At 59.8% G+C, this 16,493-nt stretch carries 14 protein-coding genes; 6 read left to right on the top strand and 8 right to left on the bottom strand.

Features of this window, described 5'->3' with window-relative positions; translation table 11 throughout:
- The first annotated feature begins 73 nt into the window (after nucleotides 1-73).
- Nucleotides 74-2,149, top strand: a complete 2,076-nt coding sequence (tkt, locus tag ACCD02_RS02050; protein WP_413298268.1) for a transketolase — start codon at nucleotides 74-76, stop codon at nucleotides 2,147-2,149.
- Nucleotides 2,150-2,250: 101 nt separating this feature from the next.
- Here the strand turns inward: tkt and ACCD02_RS02045 are convergent, their stop codons facing one another.
- Nucleotides 2,251-3,813 carry a PLP-dependent aminotransferase family protein gene (locus ACCD02_RS02045; protein WP_413298267.1) on the bottom strand — a complete coding sequence of 521 codons (1,563 nt, stop codon included), beginning with the start codon at nucleotides 3,811-3,813 and terminating at the stop codon, nucleotides 2,251-2,253.
- An 89-nt stretch (nucleotides 3,814-3,902) separates the two neighbouring features.
- Here ACCD02_RS02045 and ACCD02_RS02040 point away from each other — a divergent pair, with 89 nt between their 5' ends.
- Genes ACCD02_RS02040 through ACCD02_RS02030 form a run of 3 tightly spaced genes read left to right on the top strand, consistent with a single transcriptional unit; the run spans nucleotide 3,903 to nucleotide 5,679 of the window.
- Nucleotides 3,903-4,544 (top strand): FMN-binding negative transcriptional regulator, encoded by a 642-nt coding sequence (locus ACCD02_RS02040; RefSeq protein ID WP_413298266.1) that lies wholly within the window; start codon nucleotides 3,903-3,905, stop codon nucleotides 4,542-4,544.
- Nucleotides 4,544-4,990, top strand: coding sequence for an N-acetyltransferase family protein (locus ACCD02_RS02035; RefSeq protein ID WP_413298265.1), 447 nt, complete (start codon nucleotides 4,544-4,546; stop codon nucleotides 4,988-4,990). Before ACCD02_RS02040 ends, ACCD02_RS02035 begins: the two co-directional genes overlap by 1 nt.
- Nucleotides 4,991-5,001: 11 nt before the next feature.
- Nucleotides 5,002-5,679, top strand: coding sequence for a GNAT family N-acetyltransferase (locus tag ACCD02_RS02030; RefSeq protein WP_413298264.1), 678 nt, complete (start codon nucleotides 5,002-5,004; stop codon nucleotides 5,677-5,679).
- Between the two features lie 106 nt (nucleotides 5,680-5,785).
- Here the strand turns inward: ACCD02_RS02030 and ACCD02_RS02025 are convergent, their stop codons facing one another.
- From ACCD02_RS02025 to ACCD02_RS02010, 4 genes are all read right to left on the bottom strand, one after another.
- Nucleotides 5,786-6,064: a helix-turn-helix transcriptional regulator gene (locus ACCD02_RS02025; protein ID WP_413298263.1), complete on the bottom strand. Its 279-nt coding sequence runs from the start codon at nucleotides 6,062-6,064 to the stop codon at nucleotides 5,786-5,788.
- The gene (locus ACCD02_RS02020) at nucleotides 6,061-7,386 is read right to left on the bottom strand and encodes a type II toxin-antitoxin system HipA family toxin (RefSeq protein ID WP_413298262.1); all 1,326 of its coding nucleotides are present in this window, start codon (nucleotides 7,384-7,386) and stop codon (nucleotides 6,061-6,063) included. The genes ACCD02_RS02025 and ACCD02_RS02020 overlap by 4 nt, the downstream gene beginning before the upstream one ends.
- 226 nt (nucleotides 7,387-7,612) lie before the next feature.
- On the bottom strand, nucleotides 7,613-9,421 hold the full coding sequence (oadA, locus tag ACCD02_RS02015) for a sodium-extruding oxaloacetate decarboxylase subunit alpha (protein ID WP_413298261.1): 1,809 nt from the start codon (nucleotides 9,419-9,421) through the stop codon (nucleotides 7,613-7,615).
- Nucleotides 9,422-9,432: 11 nt separating this feature from the next.
- Nucleotides 9,433-10,848, bottom strand: coding sequence for an acetyl-CoA carboxylase biotin carboxylase subunit (locus ACCD02_RS02010; protein WP_413298260.1), 1,416 nt, complete (start codon nucleotides 10,846-10,848; stop codon nucleotides 9,433-9,435).
- 173 nt (nucleotides 10,849-11,021) lie between these two features.
- On the opposite strand from ACCD02_RS02010, the gene ACCD02_RS02005 reads away from it, so the two are divergent.
- Nucleotides 11,022-11,972 carry a LysR family transcriptional regulator gene (locus tag ACCD02_RS02005; RefSeq protein ID WP_413298259.1) on the top strand — a complete coding sequence of 317 codons (951 nt, stop codon included), beginning with the start codon at nucleotides 11,022-11,024 and terminating at the stop codon, nucleotides 11,970-11,972.
- Here ACCD02_RS02005 and ACCD02_RS02000 read toward each other — a convergent pair.
- Nucleotides 11,926-12,153, bottom strand: a complete 228-nt coding sequence (locus ACCD02_RS02000) for a PA3496 family putative envelope integrity protein (RefSeq protein ID WP_413298258.1) — start codon at nucleotides 12,151-12,153, stop codon at nucleotides 11,926-11,928. The two genes, ACCD02_RS02005 and ACCD02_RS02000, sit on opposite strands and share 47 nt — an antisense overlap.
- Nucleotides 12,154-12,376: 223 nt before the next feature.
- Between ACCD02_RS02000 and ACCD02_RS01995 the strand changes: the two genes are divergently transcribed.
- Nucleotides 12,377-12,697, top strand: a complete 321-nt coding sequence (locus ACCD02_RS01995; protein WP_413298257.1) for a hypothetical protein — start codon at nucleotides 12,377-12,379, stop codon at nucleotides 12,695-12,697.
- Nucleotides 12,698-12,792: 95 nt separating this feature from the next.
- On the opposite strand, the gene hexR is transcribed toward ACCD02_RS01995, so the two are convergent.
- Entirely contained in the window at nucleotides 12,793-13,659 is an 867-nt protein-coding gene (gene hexR / locus ACCD02_RS01990; protein ID WP_259100935.1) for a transcriptional regulator HexR, read from the bottom strand.
- 173 nt (nucleotides 13,660-13,832) lie between these two features.
- Nucleotides 13,833-16,034: a putative bifunctional diguanylate cyclase/phosphodiesterase gene (locus ACCD02_RS01985; protein ID WP_413298327.1), complete on the bottom strand. Its 2,202-nt coding sequence runs from the start codon at nucleotides 16,032-16,034 to the stop codon at nucleotides 13,833-13,835.
- Between the last annotated feature and the right edge of the window lie 459 nt (nucleotides 16,035-16,493).

Raw genomic sequence — 16,493 nt, 5'->3', positions numbered from 1 at the left:
CGGAACCAACCCCACCCGCCTGCGCTCAACTCTTATCTGGATGCTCACCGCCACGCCACCGAGGGTTAATTCAATGGGTTCGTCTTCTTCCATCGAACAGAACAGCGCACGCGACCAACTTTGTATCAACACCATCCGCACCCTGGCCATGGATGCCGTGCAGAAGGCCAATTCGGGCCACCCGGGTACGCCCATGGCCCTGGCTCCGGTGGGCTATACGGTGTGGAACCGCTTCCTGCGCTATCACCCCGAGCATCCGGACTGGCCCAACCGCGATCGCTTCGTGCTGTCGGTCGGCCATGCCTCGATGCTCCTGTATTCGTTGCTGCATCTGGCCGGCGTGGTCGAGATCGACGAGCACGGCAAGCCTTCGGGCAAACCGGCGGTCGCCCTTGAGGACATCAAGCAGTTCCGCCAACTGGACTCCAAGACCCCCGGCCATCCGGAATACCGCATGACCACGGGCGTGGAAACCACCACCGGGCCACTGGGCCAGGGCTGCGCCAACAGCGTTGGGATGGCCATGGCCGAGCGCTGGCTGGGCGAGCGCTTCAACGGCCCGCAGCGCACGTTGTTCGATTACAACGTCTACGTGCTTTGCGGTGATGGCGACATGATGGAAGGTGTCACCAGTGAGGCCGCCTCTATCGCGGGGCATCTCAAGCTGGCAAACCTGTGCTGGATCTACGACAACAACACCATCAGCATTGAAGGCCATACCAATCTGGCCTTCAGCGAAGATGTGCAGACCCGTTTCGAAGGCTACGGCTGGAACACCCTGCATGTGGCTGACGCCAACGACACCGAGGCTCTGGCCAAGGCCATTGAGGTGTTCAAACACACCAATGACGCGCCGACCCTGATCGTGGTCGACAGTGTGATCGGCTATGGCTCGCCCCATAAGCACAACACCGCTGCCGCCCACGGTGAACCGCTGGGTGAGGACGAAATAAAGCTCACCAAGCAGTTCTATGGCTGGGATGAAAACTCCAGCTTCCTGGTGCCCAACGATGCCCGCACCTGCCTGCGCGACAGCCTGCTGCAACGCAACAGCGAGGCCTATGACAGCTGGCAGCAAACCCTGAAAAGCCTGGAAAGCAGCGAGCCGAAGCTGGCCGATGAACTGCGCCGCATGCGTGCCGGGGAAATGCCGGAGCAGTGGCAGGACGCAATGCAATCCTTCGAAGCCGACCCCAAGGGCCTCGCCACCCGTGCGTCCGGTGGCAAGGTGCTGAATGCCTTCGCCGAGCAAATCCCCTGGCTGCTGGGCGGCTCGGCGGACTTGTCGCCTTCGACCAAGACCAACCTGACCTTCGACGGTGCCAGCAGTTTTGCCGCCGACAACTACAGCGGCCGTAACCTGCACTTCGGCATCCGCGAACACGCCATGGGCTCCATCGCCAACGGTATGGCGCTGTGCTACGTGCGCCCCTATGCCTCGACCTTTCTGGTGTTCAGCGACTACATGAAGCCGCCGATCCGCCTCGCGTCGATCATGGAATTGCCGGTGATTTTCGTCTTCACCCACGACTCCATCGGCGTCGGCGAAGACGGGCCGACCCACCAGCCCATCGAGCAACTGACGCAGTTGCGCTCTACTCCCGGCCTGCTGACCCTGCGCCCCGGCGACGCCAATGAAACCGCGCAGGCCTGGAAAGTGGCATTGGCCCAGACCAATCGCCCGTCATGCATCATCCTCTCGCGCCAACCCATGCCGACCCTGGACCGCAAGCAATACGCCCCGGCCGAAGGGCTGGCAAAAGGCGCCTACGTGCTGGCCGACGCGAAAGCGGGCGAGCCGGCGGTGATCCTGATGGCTACCGGTAGCGAAGTGGGCATGACGGTGCAGGCTTACGAGCAACTCAAGGCCGAGGGCATCGCCGCCCGCGTGGTCTCGATGCCGAGCTGGGAGCTGTTCGAGCAGCAGGACCAGGCTTACCGCGACAGCGTATTCCCGCCAGCAGTGACCGCACGGGTCGCCGTGGAACAGGCGGGGCCGCTGGGCTGGGATCGTTACGTCGGCAATACCGGGGCCAAAGTGGTGATGAACACCTTCGGCGCCTCGGCCCCCATCGACAAACTGCAGGCCAAGTTTGGCTTTACCGTGGAGAACATTGTGAAGGTGGCGAAGGCACAGATGGCGCTCTGATCTCATGGTAAGCACAGGCCTGTAGGAGCTGCCGCAGGCTGCGAAAGCGGTGGTTGATGTAGAACCCATTCGCAGCCTGCGGCAGCTCCTACAGAGGCAGATCAATCGCGCCAGGCTTCTCGCAGCCTGTCCAACGCCAGGGCAATCTCCGCCTCCGGCACCGCCGCAAACCCCAGCACCAGCCCGGCGCGGTTATCCACAGGCTCGGTGGAGTCAGGTAGCCAATACTCGCTCAAAGCATTGATCTCGACGCCTGCACTCGTGGCCTTGGCCACCAGCTCCTGCTCCCGCGCCAGGCTCTCTACCCGCATGGCACAGTGCAGCCCCGCCACCACCTTGGGCATCGCCTCACAACCGCGAATATCCTCAGGCCAACCTGCCAGCAAGGCATTACGACGGCTCAATGCAGCCCGACGCATGCGGCGGATATGCCGCTGGAAATGGCCCTTGGCAATGAACTCGGCCATCACCCGTTGCGTGCCGATTTCCGAATGGCGCATGTCTACGGCACGACGCTGACTGAAGGGTTTGACCAACCCCTCGGGCAGAACCAGATAACCCAGGCGCAGTGCCGGAAAGGCAATCTTGCCGAACGTGCCGACATACAGCACCCGCCCGTGTCGATCGAGCGCGGCCAAGGGCGCCAATGGCGCGCCGCTGTAGCGGTATTCGCCGTCGTAGTCGTCTTCAACGATCCAGCCCTTGGTGCGCTCAGCCCAGGCCAGCAGGTCCAGGCGCCGGGCCAGGCTCATGACCACGCCGGTGGGGTACTGGTGCGATGGCGTCACGTAGGCCAGCTTGCAGTCGCTGCGTGCCAGTTCCGCGCTCTGCATGCCCTCTTCATCCACCGTAATACCCCGTAGCCTGGCTCCGGCAATGGCGAAGGCATGACCCGCCGCACGATAGCCGGGGTTTTCCACAGCAACGCCGTCCCCGGCCTGCACCAGCAACTGTGCACAAAGGCTAATGGCCTGCTGCGCACCACTGGTGATCACAATTTGCTCAGCTGTGCAGGTCAGCCCCCGGGAGCTGCGCAAATAGACGGCAATCAGCTCGCGCAAACGCGCATCCCCTGCCGCTTCGCCATAACCCAGCAGATGAAGGTCCGGTTTTCGCCAGAAAGCCGCGTGCAGCTTGCCCCACACGGCAAACGGGAATAGGTCGAAGGCGGGCACGCCTACTCGAAACGCCTTGGGCGGGCCACCCAAAGGAGGGTTCAAATGGTGTTTTTGCAGTAATTTCAGCGCCGGACTGTGGATAACTTCACAGGATGAAATACCAGCTATTTCTAACGATTTTGTGGATAAACCTGTGGGTAAGCCTGGTGATAAGCCTGTGGACACTTTTGTGGATAATTTTTTGCCCGAGGATTTTTTCAGCGCTCCCTCGCGACTCGGCAAATGGGCGACATAGGTCCCGTCGCCGATGCGGCCATCGGTGAAACCCTCGGCGTACAGCTGATCGTAGGCACGCATCACGCTGTTGCGCGAGATCGACAAGGACTCGGCCAAGTCACGACTGGCCGGCAAACGTGTGCCACTGCTCAGGCGGCCATCGAGAATGCGCAGGCGCAAGGCCTGATACAGCTGGCGACTCAAGCCCTGGCGGCGATCCAACTCGATCCCGGCCAGGTTGAAGGGAAATGACGGCGGCTGCTCAGGCATGAAATTGGCCCTATCAAATTGGCTCTTAATGGTTCTTACAACGAACCAATAGGCTGCCTAGGATTCACTCATTCGCCAAGGAAAATTTCATGTACACACCCAGCGCGTTCAAAGATGAAGAACTTGCCAGCCTGCACGGCCTGATCGAACAGACACGCCTGGCAATCGTGGTCACTCATGACGAAAACGGCATACAGGCCTCGCATTTGCCGCTGCTGTTCAACCCCGACCAAGGACCGTTCGGTACGCTCTATGGCCATCTGGCCAAAGCCAACCCGCAATGGCGTGCGTTGCAGACGCGCGCCGAGGCAATGGTGATCTTTGCCGGAGCCGACGCTTATGTCAGCCCGGCGTTTTATCCGGGCAAGGCCGAGCATGGCAAAGTGGTGCCGACCTGGAACTATCAGGCGGTGCACGCCTATGGCCGCGCCGATGTATTCACCGACGCCGATCGCCTGCTCCAGGTGGTCAGCGACCTGACCGACAAGCACGAGGGCAGCCGCGCGCAGCCCTGGGCGGTCGCGGACGCGCCGGCCGAATACATCGATAAGATGCTCGGTGCCATCGTCGGCTTCGCCTTGCCGATCAGCAGCCTGGAAGGCAAGCGCAAACTCAGCCAGAACCGCAGCACCGAAGACATGGCCGGCGTGCGCGAGGGCCTGCTCGCTTCGGCCGATGTCCGCGATCTGGAACTCGCCAAACTGATGAACACACAGGAAGGAGAAGCATAGTGTCCGATGTCCAGATTCGCCCCGTTACCGAACATGATCACGCTGCCTGGCTGCCGCTGTGGCAGGCGTACCTGCGCTTCTACAAAACCGAGTTGAGCGACGAAGTCTGCGCCAGCACCTGGCAGCGCCTGCTCGACCCGAGTGAAACCACCAACGGAGCCCTGGCCTGGCAGGACGGCAAGGCCATCGGTATGGTGCATTTCATCTACCATCGCTCCAATTGGAGCATCAAGAATGCCTGCTATCTGCAAGACCTGATCGTGGCCCCCGAGCAGCGCGGTACCGGTGTCGGGCGCCTGCTGATCGAGCATGTCTACGCCACAGCCAAGGCCAATAACTGCGACAAGGTGCACTGGCTGACCCACGAGACCAATGCCACAGCGATCCAGTTGTACGAACGCATTGCCGAGCGCCCCGGCTATATCCAATTTCGCAAAATGCTTTAGGAAATCCACCGATGTCGAATACCGAATTGCATTGGCAGCCTGCTCAACTCCCCAACAGCCAGACGCTGCAAGGGCGCTTTATCCGCCTGGAAAAACTCGACCCGACGCGTCACGGCGACGACCTGTGGCTGGCGCTGGAAGGCCCGGACTCGGACCGCAAGCTCTGGGACTACCTGCCTTACGGACCATTCCCACAGCGCAGCGACTTCGATGCCTGGCTGGCAAGGCACGCAGCCGACACCGATCCGTGGTTCTACAGCGTGATTGATCAGGCCAGCGGCAAGTGCGAAGGCATCATCAGCCTGATGTCCATCGTCCCGGCCCATGGCCGCATCGAAATCGGCCACGTCACCTTCGGCGCGGCCATGCAGCGCACGCCCAAGGGTACCGAGGCGATCTACCTGCTGGGCAAGGCATCGTTTGCTCTGGGCAACCGTCGTCTGGAGTGGAAATGCAACGGCAACAACGCCCGCTCCAAGCGCGCTGCGGAGCGTTTCGGCTTCAGCTTCGAAGGGATTTTCCGCCAGCACATGGTGGTCAAGGGTGTGAACCGCGATACCGCGTGGTATTCGATTCTGGACAGCGAATGGCCGACGATTGCCGCCGGTTTCGAACGCTGGCTGGCGGCGGATAACCAGCAGCCGGATGGCCAGGTGAGAACCCTGGAAGAGTGCCGCGCGTCGGCTTGATCGTCAGTTGGAGCGAGGCTTGCCCGCGAAACAGGCGACGCGCAACCTCAGGGCTACCGCACAGCAATCTTCGCGGGCAAGCCTCGCTCCAACGACACCGGCTTTGTCAGTTTATCTGCCGCTGCCGCCTCACAACTCCCATCTGCAAACCGAAGGGCCGGAACACCGCATTCAACGACTTCAATGTCGGGTTGCCCTCGCCCTGCTCGATCTGGATCAGCGTGCGTACCGAGATCTTGCACATCCGCGCGTATTGGCTCTGATGCAGCTTCGCACCCTCGACCCGCAGGCGCTTGACCGCCTCGCCAATCTCCAGGCTGCCCTCGGCAATGCCTCGCTGCACGTCTTCGATCAACAGGGCACGGGCGTCGATGGAGAGTGTCATTGCAGCCCCCAGGCAGTCAGCCGTTGCGCAAGTTTGCCCAAGGCAATGGCCGGATGGTTGAAGGTGGTCTGCGGCAAGCCGTAGTCGCTCAATAGATCAGGCAAGGCCCGCAATTGCTGGGCATCCAGGCGCAGGCGGTCGAAAGCATCCTGCGGATCTACAATATCGGCCAGCGCCTCGCAGGCAGCACGCCAATCGACATGCCCTGCTCGCTCGACCGCACTTGGCCATTTGGTAGTACGAGTCACACCTTCGGCATCCATGACCATCGGTGCAAGGTCGTAGACAGGCGCCAGTCGATAGGCGTTGGAGGTGCGGATAATGGCGGTGTTACGGCCGTGATTGTCCGAGTTACCCAGTATCAGGTTGATCAGATCACGTCGTAGGTATTCGGCCACCAGCCCAGGAATTTCCACCCGTTGACCGGCCTCAATCCATAGCCGGGTCAACAGGTTGATGACCTCCACGTGATCCATGCGGCTACCCGGCACCGTTACACCGGCCAACGAGTAGATCGACTCCACCGCCGAGCGCTCGATACCTTGTGCCGACACCTGGCGATCAAAGCGTTTCATCCACAGGCTTGGCTTGTGTGCTTCCTCCAGGGCGAGGTCATCGCTAGCAACCGTCTCTATACCTAGCTGTTGCAGTGCCTTGTAGTACAGATGCTCACTGCGCAGGATGTCCTGATCATTGTTCAGTGCCTGGTTGCGGGCGAACTTGATAAACCAATGCTGGCGGGCCTGCTCATCGGGCAATACTGCATCCGGGTACAGCAAGCCATCGACACCCTGCGTCATCAACAGCTTGGGCGCCTCACCACCGGCGCCCGTCGCCCCGCCGATGGCCGCGCCTTGTTCGTAGGCATATTCCAGAAAGTGCTGATCGCGACTGACCACGTCCTGACGCGTAAACCCCAGTGGATCCTCCTGATTCAGCGACTCTACCGATTCCTTGATCCGCAGATTGCCGATGGGGGCCGGTGTACTGCGCCCCAGCAAATACAGGTCATCGCTCAAGCCCTCGGGCTTTTCCCGGCCGATATGGGCAATCAAAAAACGCCTCGCAGCGCCCGACGGTGCAATATCCTGCAGAAAAGCCGGCGCCTCGCGCGACGATAACGAGTCGAAATCCACAGGCAGGCGAGCGCTCACAGCCTGAGCGAACGAGCTTTGATAGGCGTCCACATTGGCGTGGACATACGCTGATTTATAGGCGAGCCGGCAAGGGCTGAGCAAACCTTGCAAAGGCTCGGTAAAAGCCAGGGTCATAGCGTCTTGCCAGATCCCTGCCCCGTACACTTGAAGCGTCAGGTTATACATGTTCGACCTGCAATATATTGCACTTTACAGTCGGCAAAGTCGCATCTATCTGCACTATAGTGCATTCCACGGCTTAAAATGTCTGGAAATATGCAATTTAATGCATTTAAAGGCGAAGATCATCGTTATATCTGCAATTAAATGCATCTCTGCTTCAGCAGGCAAAAAAAGAGGGAGCCAAGGCTCCCCAAGAGGTTAATCGTTAGCAGGTTTGTCGAAGGCGATATCAGCCTTCGATCTCAATCAGGATCTCGCCCGGATTGACCCGATCGCCTTTGGCGACGTGAATAGCGACGACTTTGCCGGCGATGGAGGCCTGGACTTCGGTTTCCATCTTCATGGCTTCGGTAATCAGTACGGCCTGGCCGGCCTTGACCATGTCACCTTCCTTGACCAGTACATCAACGATATTGCCCGGCATGGTGGTGCTGACGTGGCCCGGCGCGGTGGCCTGGTTGCGCTTGCTGGCGCCGCCGCTGACAAATTCGTTGAGCGGTTCGAACACCACCTCTTCCGGCATGCCGTCGATGGACAGGTAGAAGTGACGCTTGCCGCTGGCCTTGACGCCGACGCCGGTAATGTCCACGCGGTAGCTTTCGCCGTGCACGTCGATGACGAACTCGGTCGGTACGCCCTCGCCCCCCGCCTTGGCCACGCCACCCGCTTCCGGGATCGGCAACAGGGCTTCAGGGGTCAGGGTGCCCGCAGCGCGTTCTTCGAGGAACTTGCGACCAATATCCGGGAACATGGCGAAAGTCAGCACGTCTTCTTCGGAGGCGGCCAGAGTACCGATATCCGCACGCAGCTTGGTCATTTCCGGCTTGAGCAGATCAGCGGGGCGCACGTCGATCAGTTCTTCGTTGCCTATGGCCTGGCGACGCAGCTCTTCATCGACCACACCTGGCGCCTTGCCGTAGCCGCCTTGCAGGTACAGCTTCACTTCGTTGGTGATGGTCTTGTAGCGCTCACCGGCCAGGACGTTGAAGAACGCCTGGGTGCCGACGATCTGCGAAGTCGGGGTTACCAGTGGTGGATAGCCCAGGTCCTTGCGCACACGCGGGATCTCGGCCAGCACTTCGCTCATGCGGTTCAAGGCGCCCTGTTCCTTGAGCTGGTTGGCGAGGTTGGAAATCATCCCGCCGGGGACCTGGTTGACCTGTACACGGGTGTCGACCGAGGTGAATTCGCTCTCGAACTGGTGATACTTCTTACGTACGGCGTAGAAGTACAAGCCGATTTCCTGCAATAGCTCCAGATCCAGACCAGTATCGAACTCGCTACCCTTGAGCGCCGCAACCATGGACTCGGTGCCCGGATGGCTGGTACCCCAGGCGAAGCTGGAGATGGCGGTGTCGATATGGCTGGCGCCGTTTTCAACCGCTTTGAGCTGGCACATGGCGGCCAGGCCGGCGGTGTCGTGGGAGTGGATGAAGATCGGCAGGGATTGCTCAGCCTTCAGCGCCTTGACCAGTTCGCCAGTGGCGTACGGCGTCAGCAGACCGGCCATGTCCTTGATCGCGACCGAATCGCAACCCATGGCTTCCATTTGCCTGGCCTGGGCCACGAACGCCTCGATGGTGTGCACCGGGCTGGTGGTGTAGGCGATGGTGCCCTGGGCATGCTTGCCCGCAGCCTTCACCGCTTCGATGGCGACGCGCAGGTTACGCACGTCGTTCATGGCATCGAAGATGCGGAACACGTCGATACCGTTGTCCGCCGCCTTGGCCACGAATGCCTTGACCACGTCATCGCTGTAGTGGCGATAGCCCAGCAGGTTCTGCCCGCGCAGGAGCATTTGCAGGCGAGTGTTAGGCAGGGCCGCACGCAGTTGGCGCAGGCGCTCCCACGGATCTTCCTTGAGGAAGCGCACACAGGCGTCGAAGGTCGCGCCACCCCAGACTTCCAGGGACCAGTAGCCGACCTTGTCGAGCTTGTCGCAGATCGGCAGCATGTCTTCAGTGCGCATGCGGGTAGCCAGCAGCGACTGGTGGGCATCACGCAGGATGGTGTCGGTGACGAAAATCTTCTTGCTCATTGTTCTATTCCTCACAGGCCTGCATGGGCGGCAATGGCGGCGGCGATGGCCAGGGCCAGCTCTTCGGGTTTGCGCTTGATCGAGTAGTTGGTCAGTTCCGGATGGCTTTCGACGAAGCTGGTATTGAACTGGCCGCTACGGAATTCCGGGTTACGCAGGATTTCCTGGTAGTACGCGGCGGTGGTCTTCACACCTTGCAGGCGCATGTCATCCAGTGCCCGCAGGCCGCGGTCCATGGCTTCTTCCCAAGTCAGCGCCCAGACGATCAGCTTCAGGCACATCGAGTCGTAATACGGCGGAATGGTGTAGCCGGTGTAAATTGCCGTGTCGGTGCGCACGCCCGGACCACCGGGGGCGTAGTAACGAGTGATCTTGCCGAAGCTGGGCAGGAAGTTGTTTTTCGGGTCTTCGGCGTTGATGCGAAACTGCAACGCGAAACCGCGATGGATGATGTCTTCCTGTTTGACCGAGAGCGGCAGGCCGGAGGCGATGCGGATCTGCTCGCGGACAATGTCGATGCCGGTAATTTCTTCGGTGATGGTGTGTTCCACCTGCACCCGGGTGTTCATCTCCATGAAATACACCTCGCCTTCGGCGAGCAGGAACTCCACGGTACCAGCGTTCTCGTAGCCCACGGCCTTGGCTGCACGCACCGACAGGTCGCCGATATAGGCGCGTTGCTCCGGGGTCAGCTGCGGGCTCGGGGCGATTTCGATGAGCTTCTGGTTGCGGCGCTGAATCGAGCAGTCGCGCTCGAACAGGTGCACCACATTACCGAAGCTGTCACCGAGAATCTGCGCCTCAATGTGCTTGGGGTTGACGATGCATTTTTCCAGGAAGACCTCCGCCGAGCCGAAGGCCTTGGTCGCTTCAGAGATCACCCGGGGGAACGCCTGTTCCAGTTCTTCACGGCTGTTGCAACGACGGATACCGCGCCCGCCACCACCGGAAGTGGCCTTGAGCATCACCGGATAACCGATGCGGTCGCCTTCCAGCAGGGCTTCGTGGATATCGGCTACGTTGCCTTCGGTGCCCGGTGTAACCGGTACACCGGCCTTGATCATGCTGCGGCGAGCTTCGGTCTTGTCACCCATGCGGCGAATGACTTCAGCGGACGGACCAATGAATTTGATCCCGCGTTCGGCGCAGATGTCCGCCAGCTCGGCGTTTTCCGACAGGAAGCCGTAGCCGGGGTGCAGGGCATCGCAGCCGGTTTCGACCGCCAGGTTCACCAGCTTGCGTGGATTGAGGTAACCGGCGAGGGGTTCGGCACCAATGCTGTGGGCCTCATCCGCCCGCTTCACATGCAGGGCGTGCCGATCAGCATCGGAATAGATCGCTACCGAGCGGATGCCCATTTCGGCGCAGGCGCGCACGATCCGGACAGCAATTTCACCGCGGTTGGCGATCAGGATTTTTGTTATCACGAGTATGTCCTCGACCGTTGAACAGACGAACCGGCACAGCGGCAAGCTATGACAAGTTGTTGCGAAGCCAACCCTATGCCGGATCATGGATTAACAAAAATGAGTTAAAGTTGGGTGAACCATAAGCAAAACCTTATAGTCACTACTTCAGCTATTGGCAGGAGTTTTTTAAAATGCGTAAGTCATTGATGCGTATGACATTACGTCAGCTGCGAATTTTCAACGAGGTCTGTGACCTTCGCTCCTACAGCCGTGCTGCCGAGGAAATGTCCCTCACGCAACCGGCTGTCAGCTTGCAGATTCGTCAGTTGGAAGAGCTGGTCGGCCAGCCTTTGTTCGAATACGTCGGTAAGAAGTTGTACCTGACCGAGGCCGCCGAAGCCCTGCAAAAGGCCAGCCGCGACATTTTCGGGCGCCTGGAAAACCTCGACATGCAGCTCTCGGACATGCAGGGCTCGCTGCAGGGGCAGTTGAAGCTGGCCATCGAATCCAGCTGCAAATACTTCATGCCGCACCTGTTTGCCGCCTTCAAGCAGCGCTATCCGGAAGTGATGCTGAATCTGACGGTAGTCAACAGGTCCCAGGTCATCAAGCGGCTTTCCGACAATCGTGACGATCTGGTGGTGATGACCATGGTGCCTCAGGACATGGGCCTGGAATTCCTGCCGTTCCTGAACAACCCGATCGTGGCCGTGGCCCGGGCCGATCACCCGCTGAGCACGGCGGAAAAACTGAGCCTGAAGGACCTGGAACCCTACTGCCTGGTGATCCGTGAACCGGGCTCAGGAACGCGCAAGGCATGTGAGGAGTATTTCAAGGACAAGCGCGTACATTTCGCCCAGACCATGGAGGTCTCATCGGCAGAAGCGCAGCGCGAATGTGTGGTGGCGGGGCTGGGGATCGCCGTACTGACTCGTCACGCCTTGAGCCTGGAACTGGCTACCGGCACCCTCAAGGAGCTACCGGTGGCCGAATTGCCGCTATATCGCAGCTGGTGCGTAGTGCAAGGCCAGGCCAAGCGGCTATCGCCGGTGGCCCATGCCTTTCTGGCGTTTATCCGCAGCGAACGTGCGCAGATCAGCCAGCTTGTCGAGCGTTTCGACGGACGCCTTCCCCGGGCCTGACCGCCTGCCAGAAGTTGGCAGACATATCGTCGTCGCCGTAGCCAGCCAATTCCTGGTTCAGGCGACGCTCTTCGGAGTAGCTTTCAATCGCCCGCCGAAAGGCCATGCGGCGCTGGTCTTCCTGCTGGCGGCGGGTCTTGGCAGTGCTGTTCTGTTGCGAGTCATCGTAGTGCCGAGGCATATCCTGTCTCCCAATCCGGGTGCGGGAGTACAGAGTGGCCTCGGGCAATGACGATCAGGCGGCGAAAGCATGACAAGTTGGTGAATGTTGCTGGACATAAACTGCAACATAGCTTCGGCGCGCTTATATATATTTATCGCTTTTAGACCGGACTCTTAAACGATAGTTATCGGGCAGGATGCAACAACAAACCCGATAGCAAATATCATATGGAGTTACACAAATGAATGTTGTAGACACTAAAAACTGGTACGCCCGCATCAATAAAATGCCAAGCACCACCGGCCCTACTTTCATGATTTCCGGCACCGTTATCGTCACCAATAGCGCCACCGAAGCCACCCTGATGCTGGATCCGGTACAGGACAAATCCTTCGGACTCAGGCTGCTGCTGGTTCTGGAAGACAAAGGCATCGGCCTGACCGTGCTGACTGAAAAGTCGGTTGCGTTGACTTTGCCTGGCTACGCCAATGTTTCCCACGTACAAATCTTTCACGATGGAAAAGAGCTGGTTCAGATTGACGAAGTAGAAATCGTCCAGTGATTGGAAGCTTGATAATTCGTTCTTAGAAACTCTGGCCATGTAGCGCATTGCTACTTGGCCAGAGTTTTTCTGTCTGGGTCGAAATAAAGCCCGACTCAGTCTTCGTGGGCCTTGATCGACTTTGGTGACAGACGCAGGCTGCGAAGGCTGCGCTTGACGCTCTTGAGGTGATTGACCAGGCTCGGTCCGCGCGCCATGGCAACGCCCATGGCCAGCACGTCGATCACCACCAGATGGGCGATACGCGACGTCAACGGCGTGTAGATCTCGGTGTCTTCGTGCACGTCGATGGCCAGGTTGACCGTCGACAGCTCGGCCAACGGCGTCTGGCTCGGGCACAGGGTAATCAGATTGGCGCCGCTTTCGCGCACCAGGTTGGCGGTGATCAGCAGATCCTTGGAGCGTCCCGACTGCGAGATACAGACAGCAACGTCGGTGGGCTTGAGGGTCACTGCCGACATCGCCTGCATGTGCGGATCGGAATAGGCTGCCGCGCTGAGCAGCAGGCGGAAGAACTTGTGCTGGGCATCTGCTGCCACAGCACCGGAGGCACCGAAACCATAGAACTCTACCCGTTGCGCAGTGGCCATGGCCGAGACCGCCATCTGCAAGGCGTGGGGGTCGAGGTTCTCGCGCACCTCCATCAGGGTATGCAGCGTTGTATCGAAAATTTTCAGGCTGTAGTCGGCGACCGAATCGTCTTCGTGGATCGCAAACTGACCGAAGCTGGCACCGGCAGCCAGGCTCTGGGCCAGCTTGAGTTTGAGATCCTGGAAGCCGGTGCAACCGATTGCGCGGCAGAAACGCACAATGGTCGGTTCACTGATACCTACGCTGTGCGCCAGGTCGGCCATGGAACTGTGCATGACAGCCGCTGGGTCAAGCAGCACGTGATCGGCAACCTTGAGCTCCGATTTGCGTAACAGGTGGCGTGACTGGGCGATGTGCTGCAGCAGATTCAAAGGACTGACTCGACAAAAAGGGCCGTCATGGGCCGGATTGTTGTAGCTTTCTTGTAGTTATACTACATGAGCTGCGGCCCGCACAGTTAAACGAGCCTGGCCCTTTGTCAGTGCATCGCTTTTGAGAAAGCCCGCCCATCGCTGCGATGCACCTACACAAAGCCACCTATAACTCAGTAGTCCGTCACCTTGTGCGCTCGCAGCAATGCAGCCAGCGCACCGGCATCGATCGGTCGACTGATCAAATAACCCTGAACCTCATCGCACTGATGTTCCCTGAGGAACGCCAGTTGCTCCTGATCCTCGACCCCCTCCGCCACCACTTTCAAACCGAGGCTATGAGCCATGGCAATAATCGCGCGGGTGATCGCCGCATCTTCGCTGCCCTCGCTCAAGCCGCGAATGAAGGCCTGATCGATCTTCACGTAGTCCACCGGGAAGCGCTTGAGGTAACTCAAGGAAGAATAGCCGGTGCCAAAGTCGTCGATGGCTAATTGCACACCCAATTCATGCAGTTGATGGAAAGTGGCAATGATGTGCTCGACGCTGTCCAGCAGCTGGCTTTCGGTCAACTCCAGCTCCAGCCAGTCAGCCTTCAAACCGGTCTCATCCAGAACCTGGCGCACCAGGCTGACCAGCTTGCCCTGACGCAACTGATGCACCGACAGGTTGACCGAAACCCGGATCGGCGGTATTCCCTGGCGCTGCCACTCGCACGCCTGCCAGCAGGCCTTGCGCAGAACGAACTCGCCGATGGCACCGATCAGCCCGGTCTCTTCGGCCAGGCCGATAAAGTCTCCCGGTGGCACCATGCCCAAATTCGGGTGGCGCCAGCGCACCAGTGCTTCGGCGGCTTCGATACGCCCGGTAGCGAGGCACAGCTTGGGTTGATAGAAAACTTCCAGCTGCTGCTCGTCGATGGCTTTGCGTAGCTGGATCTCCAGTTGCAGGCGCTCCAGAGTGCTGGCTTGCAGGCTCTCGGTATAGAACTGGAAATTATTGCCGCCCAGATGCTTGGCATGCTGCATTGCCATATTCGACTGGCTGACCAGGGCCGAGATTTCCCGGGCCGAGTCCGGCAACAGGCTGATGCCCACCGAAGCGCTGATGACCAGTTCATGCCCGGCAATCGAGATCGGCGTGCGCAACTTGGCCAGCAGCCGACTGGTGACCCGGGCCAGGCTCGACAGGTTGGCGTAGGCGTCGAACAGTACGGCGAACTCATCGCCGGACAACCGGGCAATGGTATCGGCCTCAGGCATCGCGCTACTAAGGCGTCGGGCAACATGGCGCAGCAATTGGTCGGCAACTTCGTGGCCCAGGCTGTCATTGAGCAGCTTGAAGCGGTCGAGGTTGATATGCAGCAGCGCCAGGCTGCGGCCGCCCTGGCGCACGCGCTGGTTGCCCTCACGCAAGCGCTCCTTGAACAGCGAGCGATTGGCCAGACCGGTCAGTTCGTCGTAATGGGTCAGATAGCGCATGCGCTCTTCGGATTCACGCCGCGCGGACAGATCGGCGAAGAAGCCGACAATATGACTCAGCTCACCACTGGTATCACGAACTTCACTGAGATGAACCCACTGCGGATACAACTCGCCATTCTTGCGCGTCTCGACCAGTTCGCCCTGCCAGTTGCCGGTCAGTTCCAGTGAATGGCGTATCGCGGCGAAGTGGCGGCGGATATCGCGACTGCTGGCGATATCGGTAACCGTGCGGCCAACCATTTCTTCCTGGGTAAACCCGGTGACCTGACTGAACGCCTGGTTGATCGCCAGAATCCGATAGTCCGGATCGAAGATGACAATGCCTTCGCTGGCCGCCTCGAATACCGTCGCGGCCAGGCGTGGCGGGCTTTTGCTCAGGGTCAGGTTGGCTTCTTCCAGCTCACGGGTACGCAAGGCCACGCGCTCCTCCAGCTCGGCATGGGCCTTGATCAGATCGCGCTCGGCACGACGGCGCTGCTCGACCTCACGCGCAAGCTCGATATTGAGCTGGTCGCCCTTGATCTGTGCCTGCTGCAAGGATTCGATCAGTGCCTGGTTCTGGAAGCGCCGTACCAGCCCGCGCTGAATGAGCCGATTGACCTGCAAGACGACCACCAGCAAGGCGAGCATCAGAATCAATCCGAGCCAGCCCCAGCCGCGCAAAGGTACATCGCCTCCCCAGAGCAGATAGAGAACGGGCGGCAACAAACAGGGCAAGGTGAACGACAGGAACGCAGGAATACTGGCGGCATAACCGACGCTGGCCGAAAGCGTCGCCGCACCGATAAGGCCGAACACCCAGGCCTGCTGCTCGAAATTTTCCACAGGTACCAGCACCAGGGCGGCGCTGGCCAGGGTCAGGCCGCTGCCGATGGCGCCGAGCAGGAACATCCGCCCCCATATCGGCAAGGCCTGGCGTTCGGGGGCCGCGGCAGTGAAGGCGGCAACCTGACTGACACGCAGGCACACCAGGGCCGACAGCCAACCGACCCAGACGCCGACCATCAGATAGCGTTGCGGACTCCACAGCAGCCAGGCACAGACCAGGCCATTGATGAACATAAGCAGCGTCGGCAGCATTGAGCCTTGATACAACAGGCGCGTGCGCTCAACCGACAGTTCGGTAGCGAACTGCTGGCGTATGGCCCGGCGGCTTGTGACATCGGATGCGTCGAAGCTGAATGGCATGGTGATGTTCTTATAATGATGGTGCCTCAAACGTGCACGGAGCATACACAAGCGCAGGAGCAGACCAAACTGCCACGCATCATAAAAATATCAATTAGCCAGTAGTTGCACAGGGTCCTGCGCTCGTACGGTAACCGGCCTCGATAGTATGACGTTAAGTTT

It is taken from the genome of Pseudomonas sp. Pseusp88, assembly GCF_047303955.1.
Taxonomy (GTDB): Bacteria; Pseudomonadota; Gammaproteobacteria; order Pseudomonadales; family Pseudomonadaceae; genus Aquipseudomonas.
The sequence above is the reverse complement of the archived record's forward strand: the minus strand, read 5'-3'. Positions and strand labels throughout refer to the sequence as shown.

Excerpts from the sequence above, each read along its gene's own strand:
- tkt (WP_413298268.1), top strand. The coding sequence starts at position 74 with ATGGGTTCGTCTTCTTCCATCGAACAGAACAGCGCACGCGACCAACTT.
- ACCD02_RS02045 (WP_413298267.1), bottom strand. The coding sequence starts at position 3,813 with ATGCCTGAGCAGCCGCCGTCATTTCCCTTCAACCTGGCCGGGATCGAG.
- ACCD02_RS02040 (WP_413298266.1), top strand. The coding sequence starts at position 3,903 with ATGTACACACCCAGCGCGTTCAAAGATGAAGAACTTGCCAGCCTGCAC.
- ACCD02_RS02030 (WP_413298264.1), top strand. The coding sequence starts at position 5,002 with ATGTCGAATACCGAATTGCATTGGCAGCCTGCTCAACTCCCCAACAGC.
- ACCD02_RS02025 (WP_413298263.1), bottom strand. The coding sequence starts at position 6,064 with ATGACACTCTCCATCGACGCCCGTGCCCTGTTGATCGAAGACGTGCAG.
- ACCD02_RS02020 (WP_413298262.1), bottom strand. The coding sequence starts at position 7,386 with ATGTATAACCTGACGCTTCAAGTGTACGGGGCAGGGATCTGGCAAGAC.
- oadA (WP_413298261.1), bottom strand. The coding sequence starts at position 9,421 with ATGAGCAAGAAGATTTTCGTCACCGACACCATCCTGCGTGATGCCCAC.
- ACCD02_RS02005 (WP_413298259.1), top strand. The coding sequence starts at position 11,022 with ATGCGTAAGTCATTGATGCGTATGACATTACGTCAGCTGCGAATTTTC.
- ACCD02_RS02000 (WP_413298258.1), bottom strand. The coding sequence starts at position 12,153 with ATGCCTCGGCACTACGATGACTCGCAACAGAACAGCACTGCCAAGACC.
- ACCD02_RS01995 (WP_413298257.1), top strand. The coding sequence starts at position 12,377 with ATGAATGTTGTAGACACTAAAAACTGGTACGCCCGCATCAATAAAATG.
- ACCD02_RS01985 (WP_413298327.1), bottom strand. The coding sequence starts at position 16,034 with ATGTTCCTGCTCGGCGCCATCGGCAGCGGCCTGACCCTGGCCAGCGCC.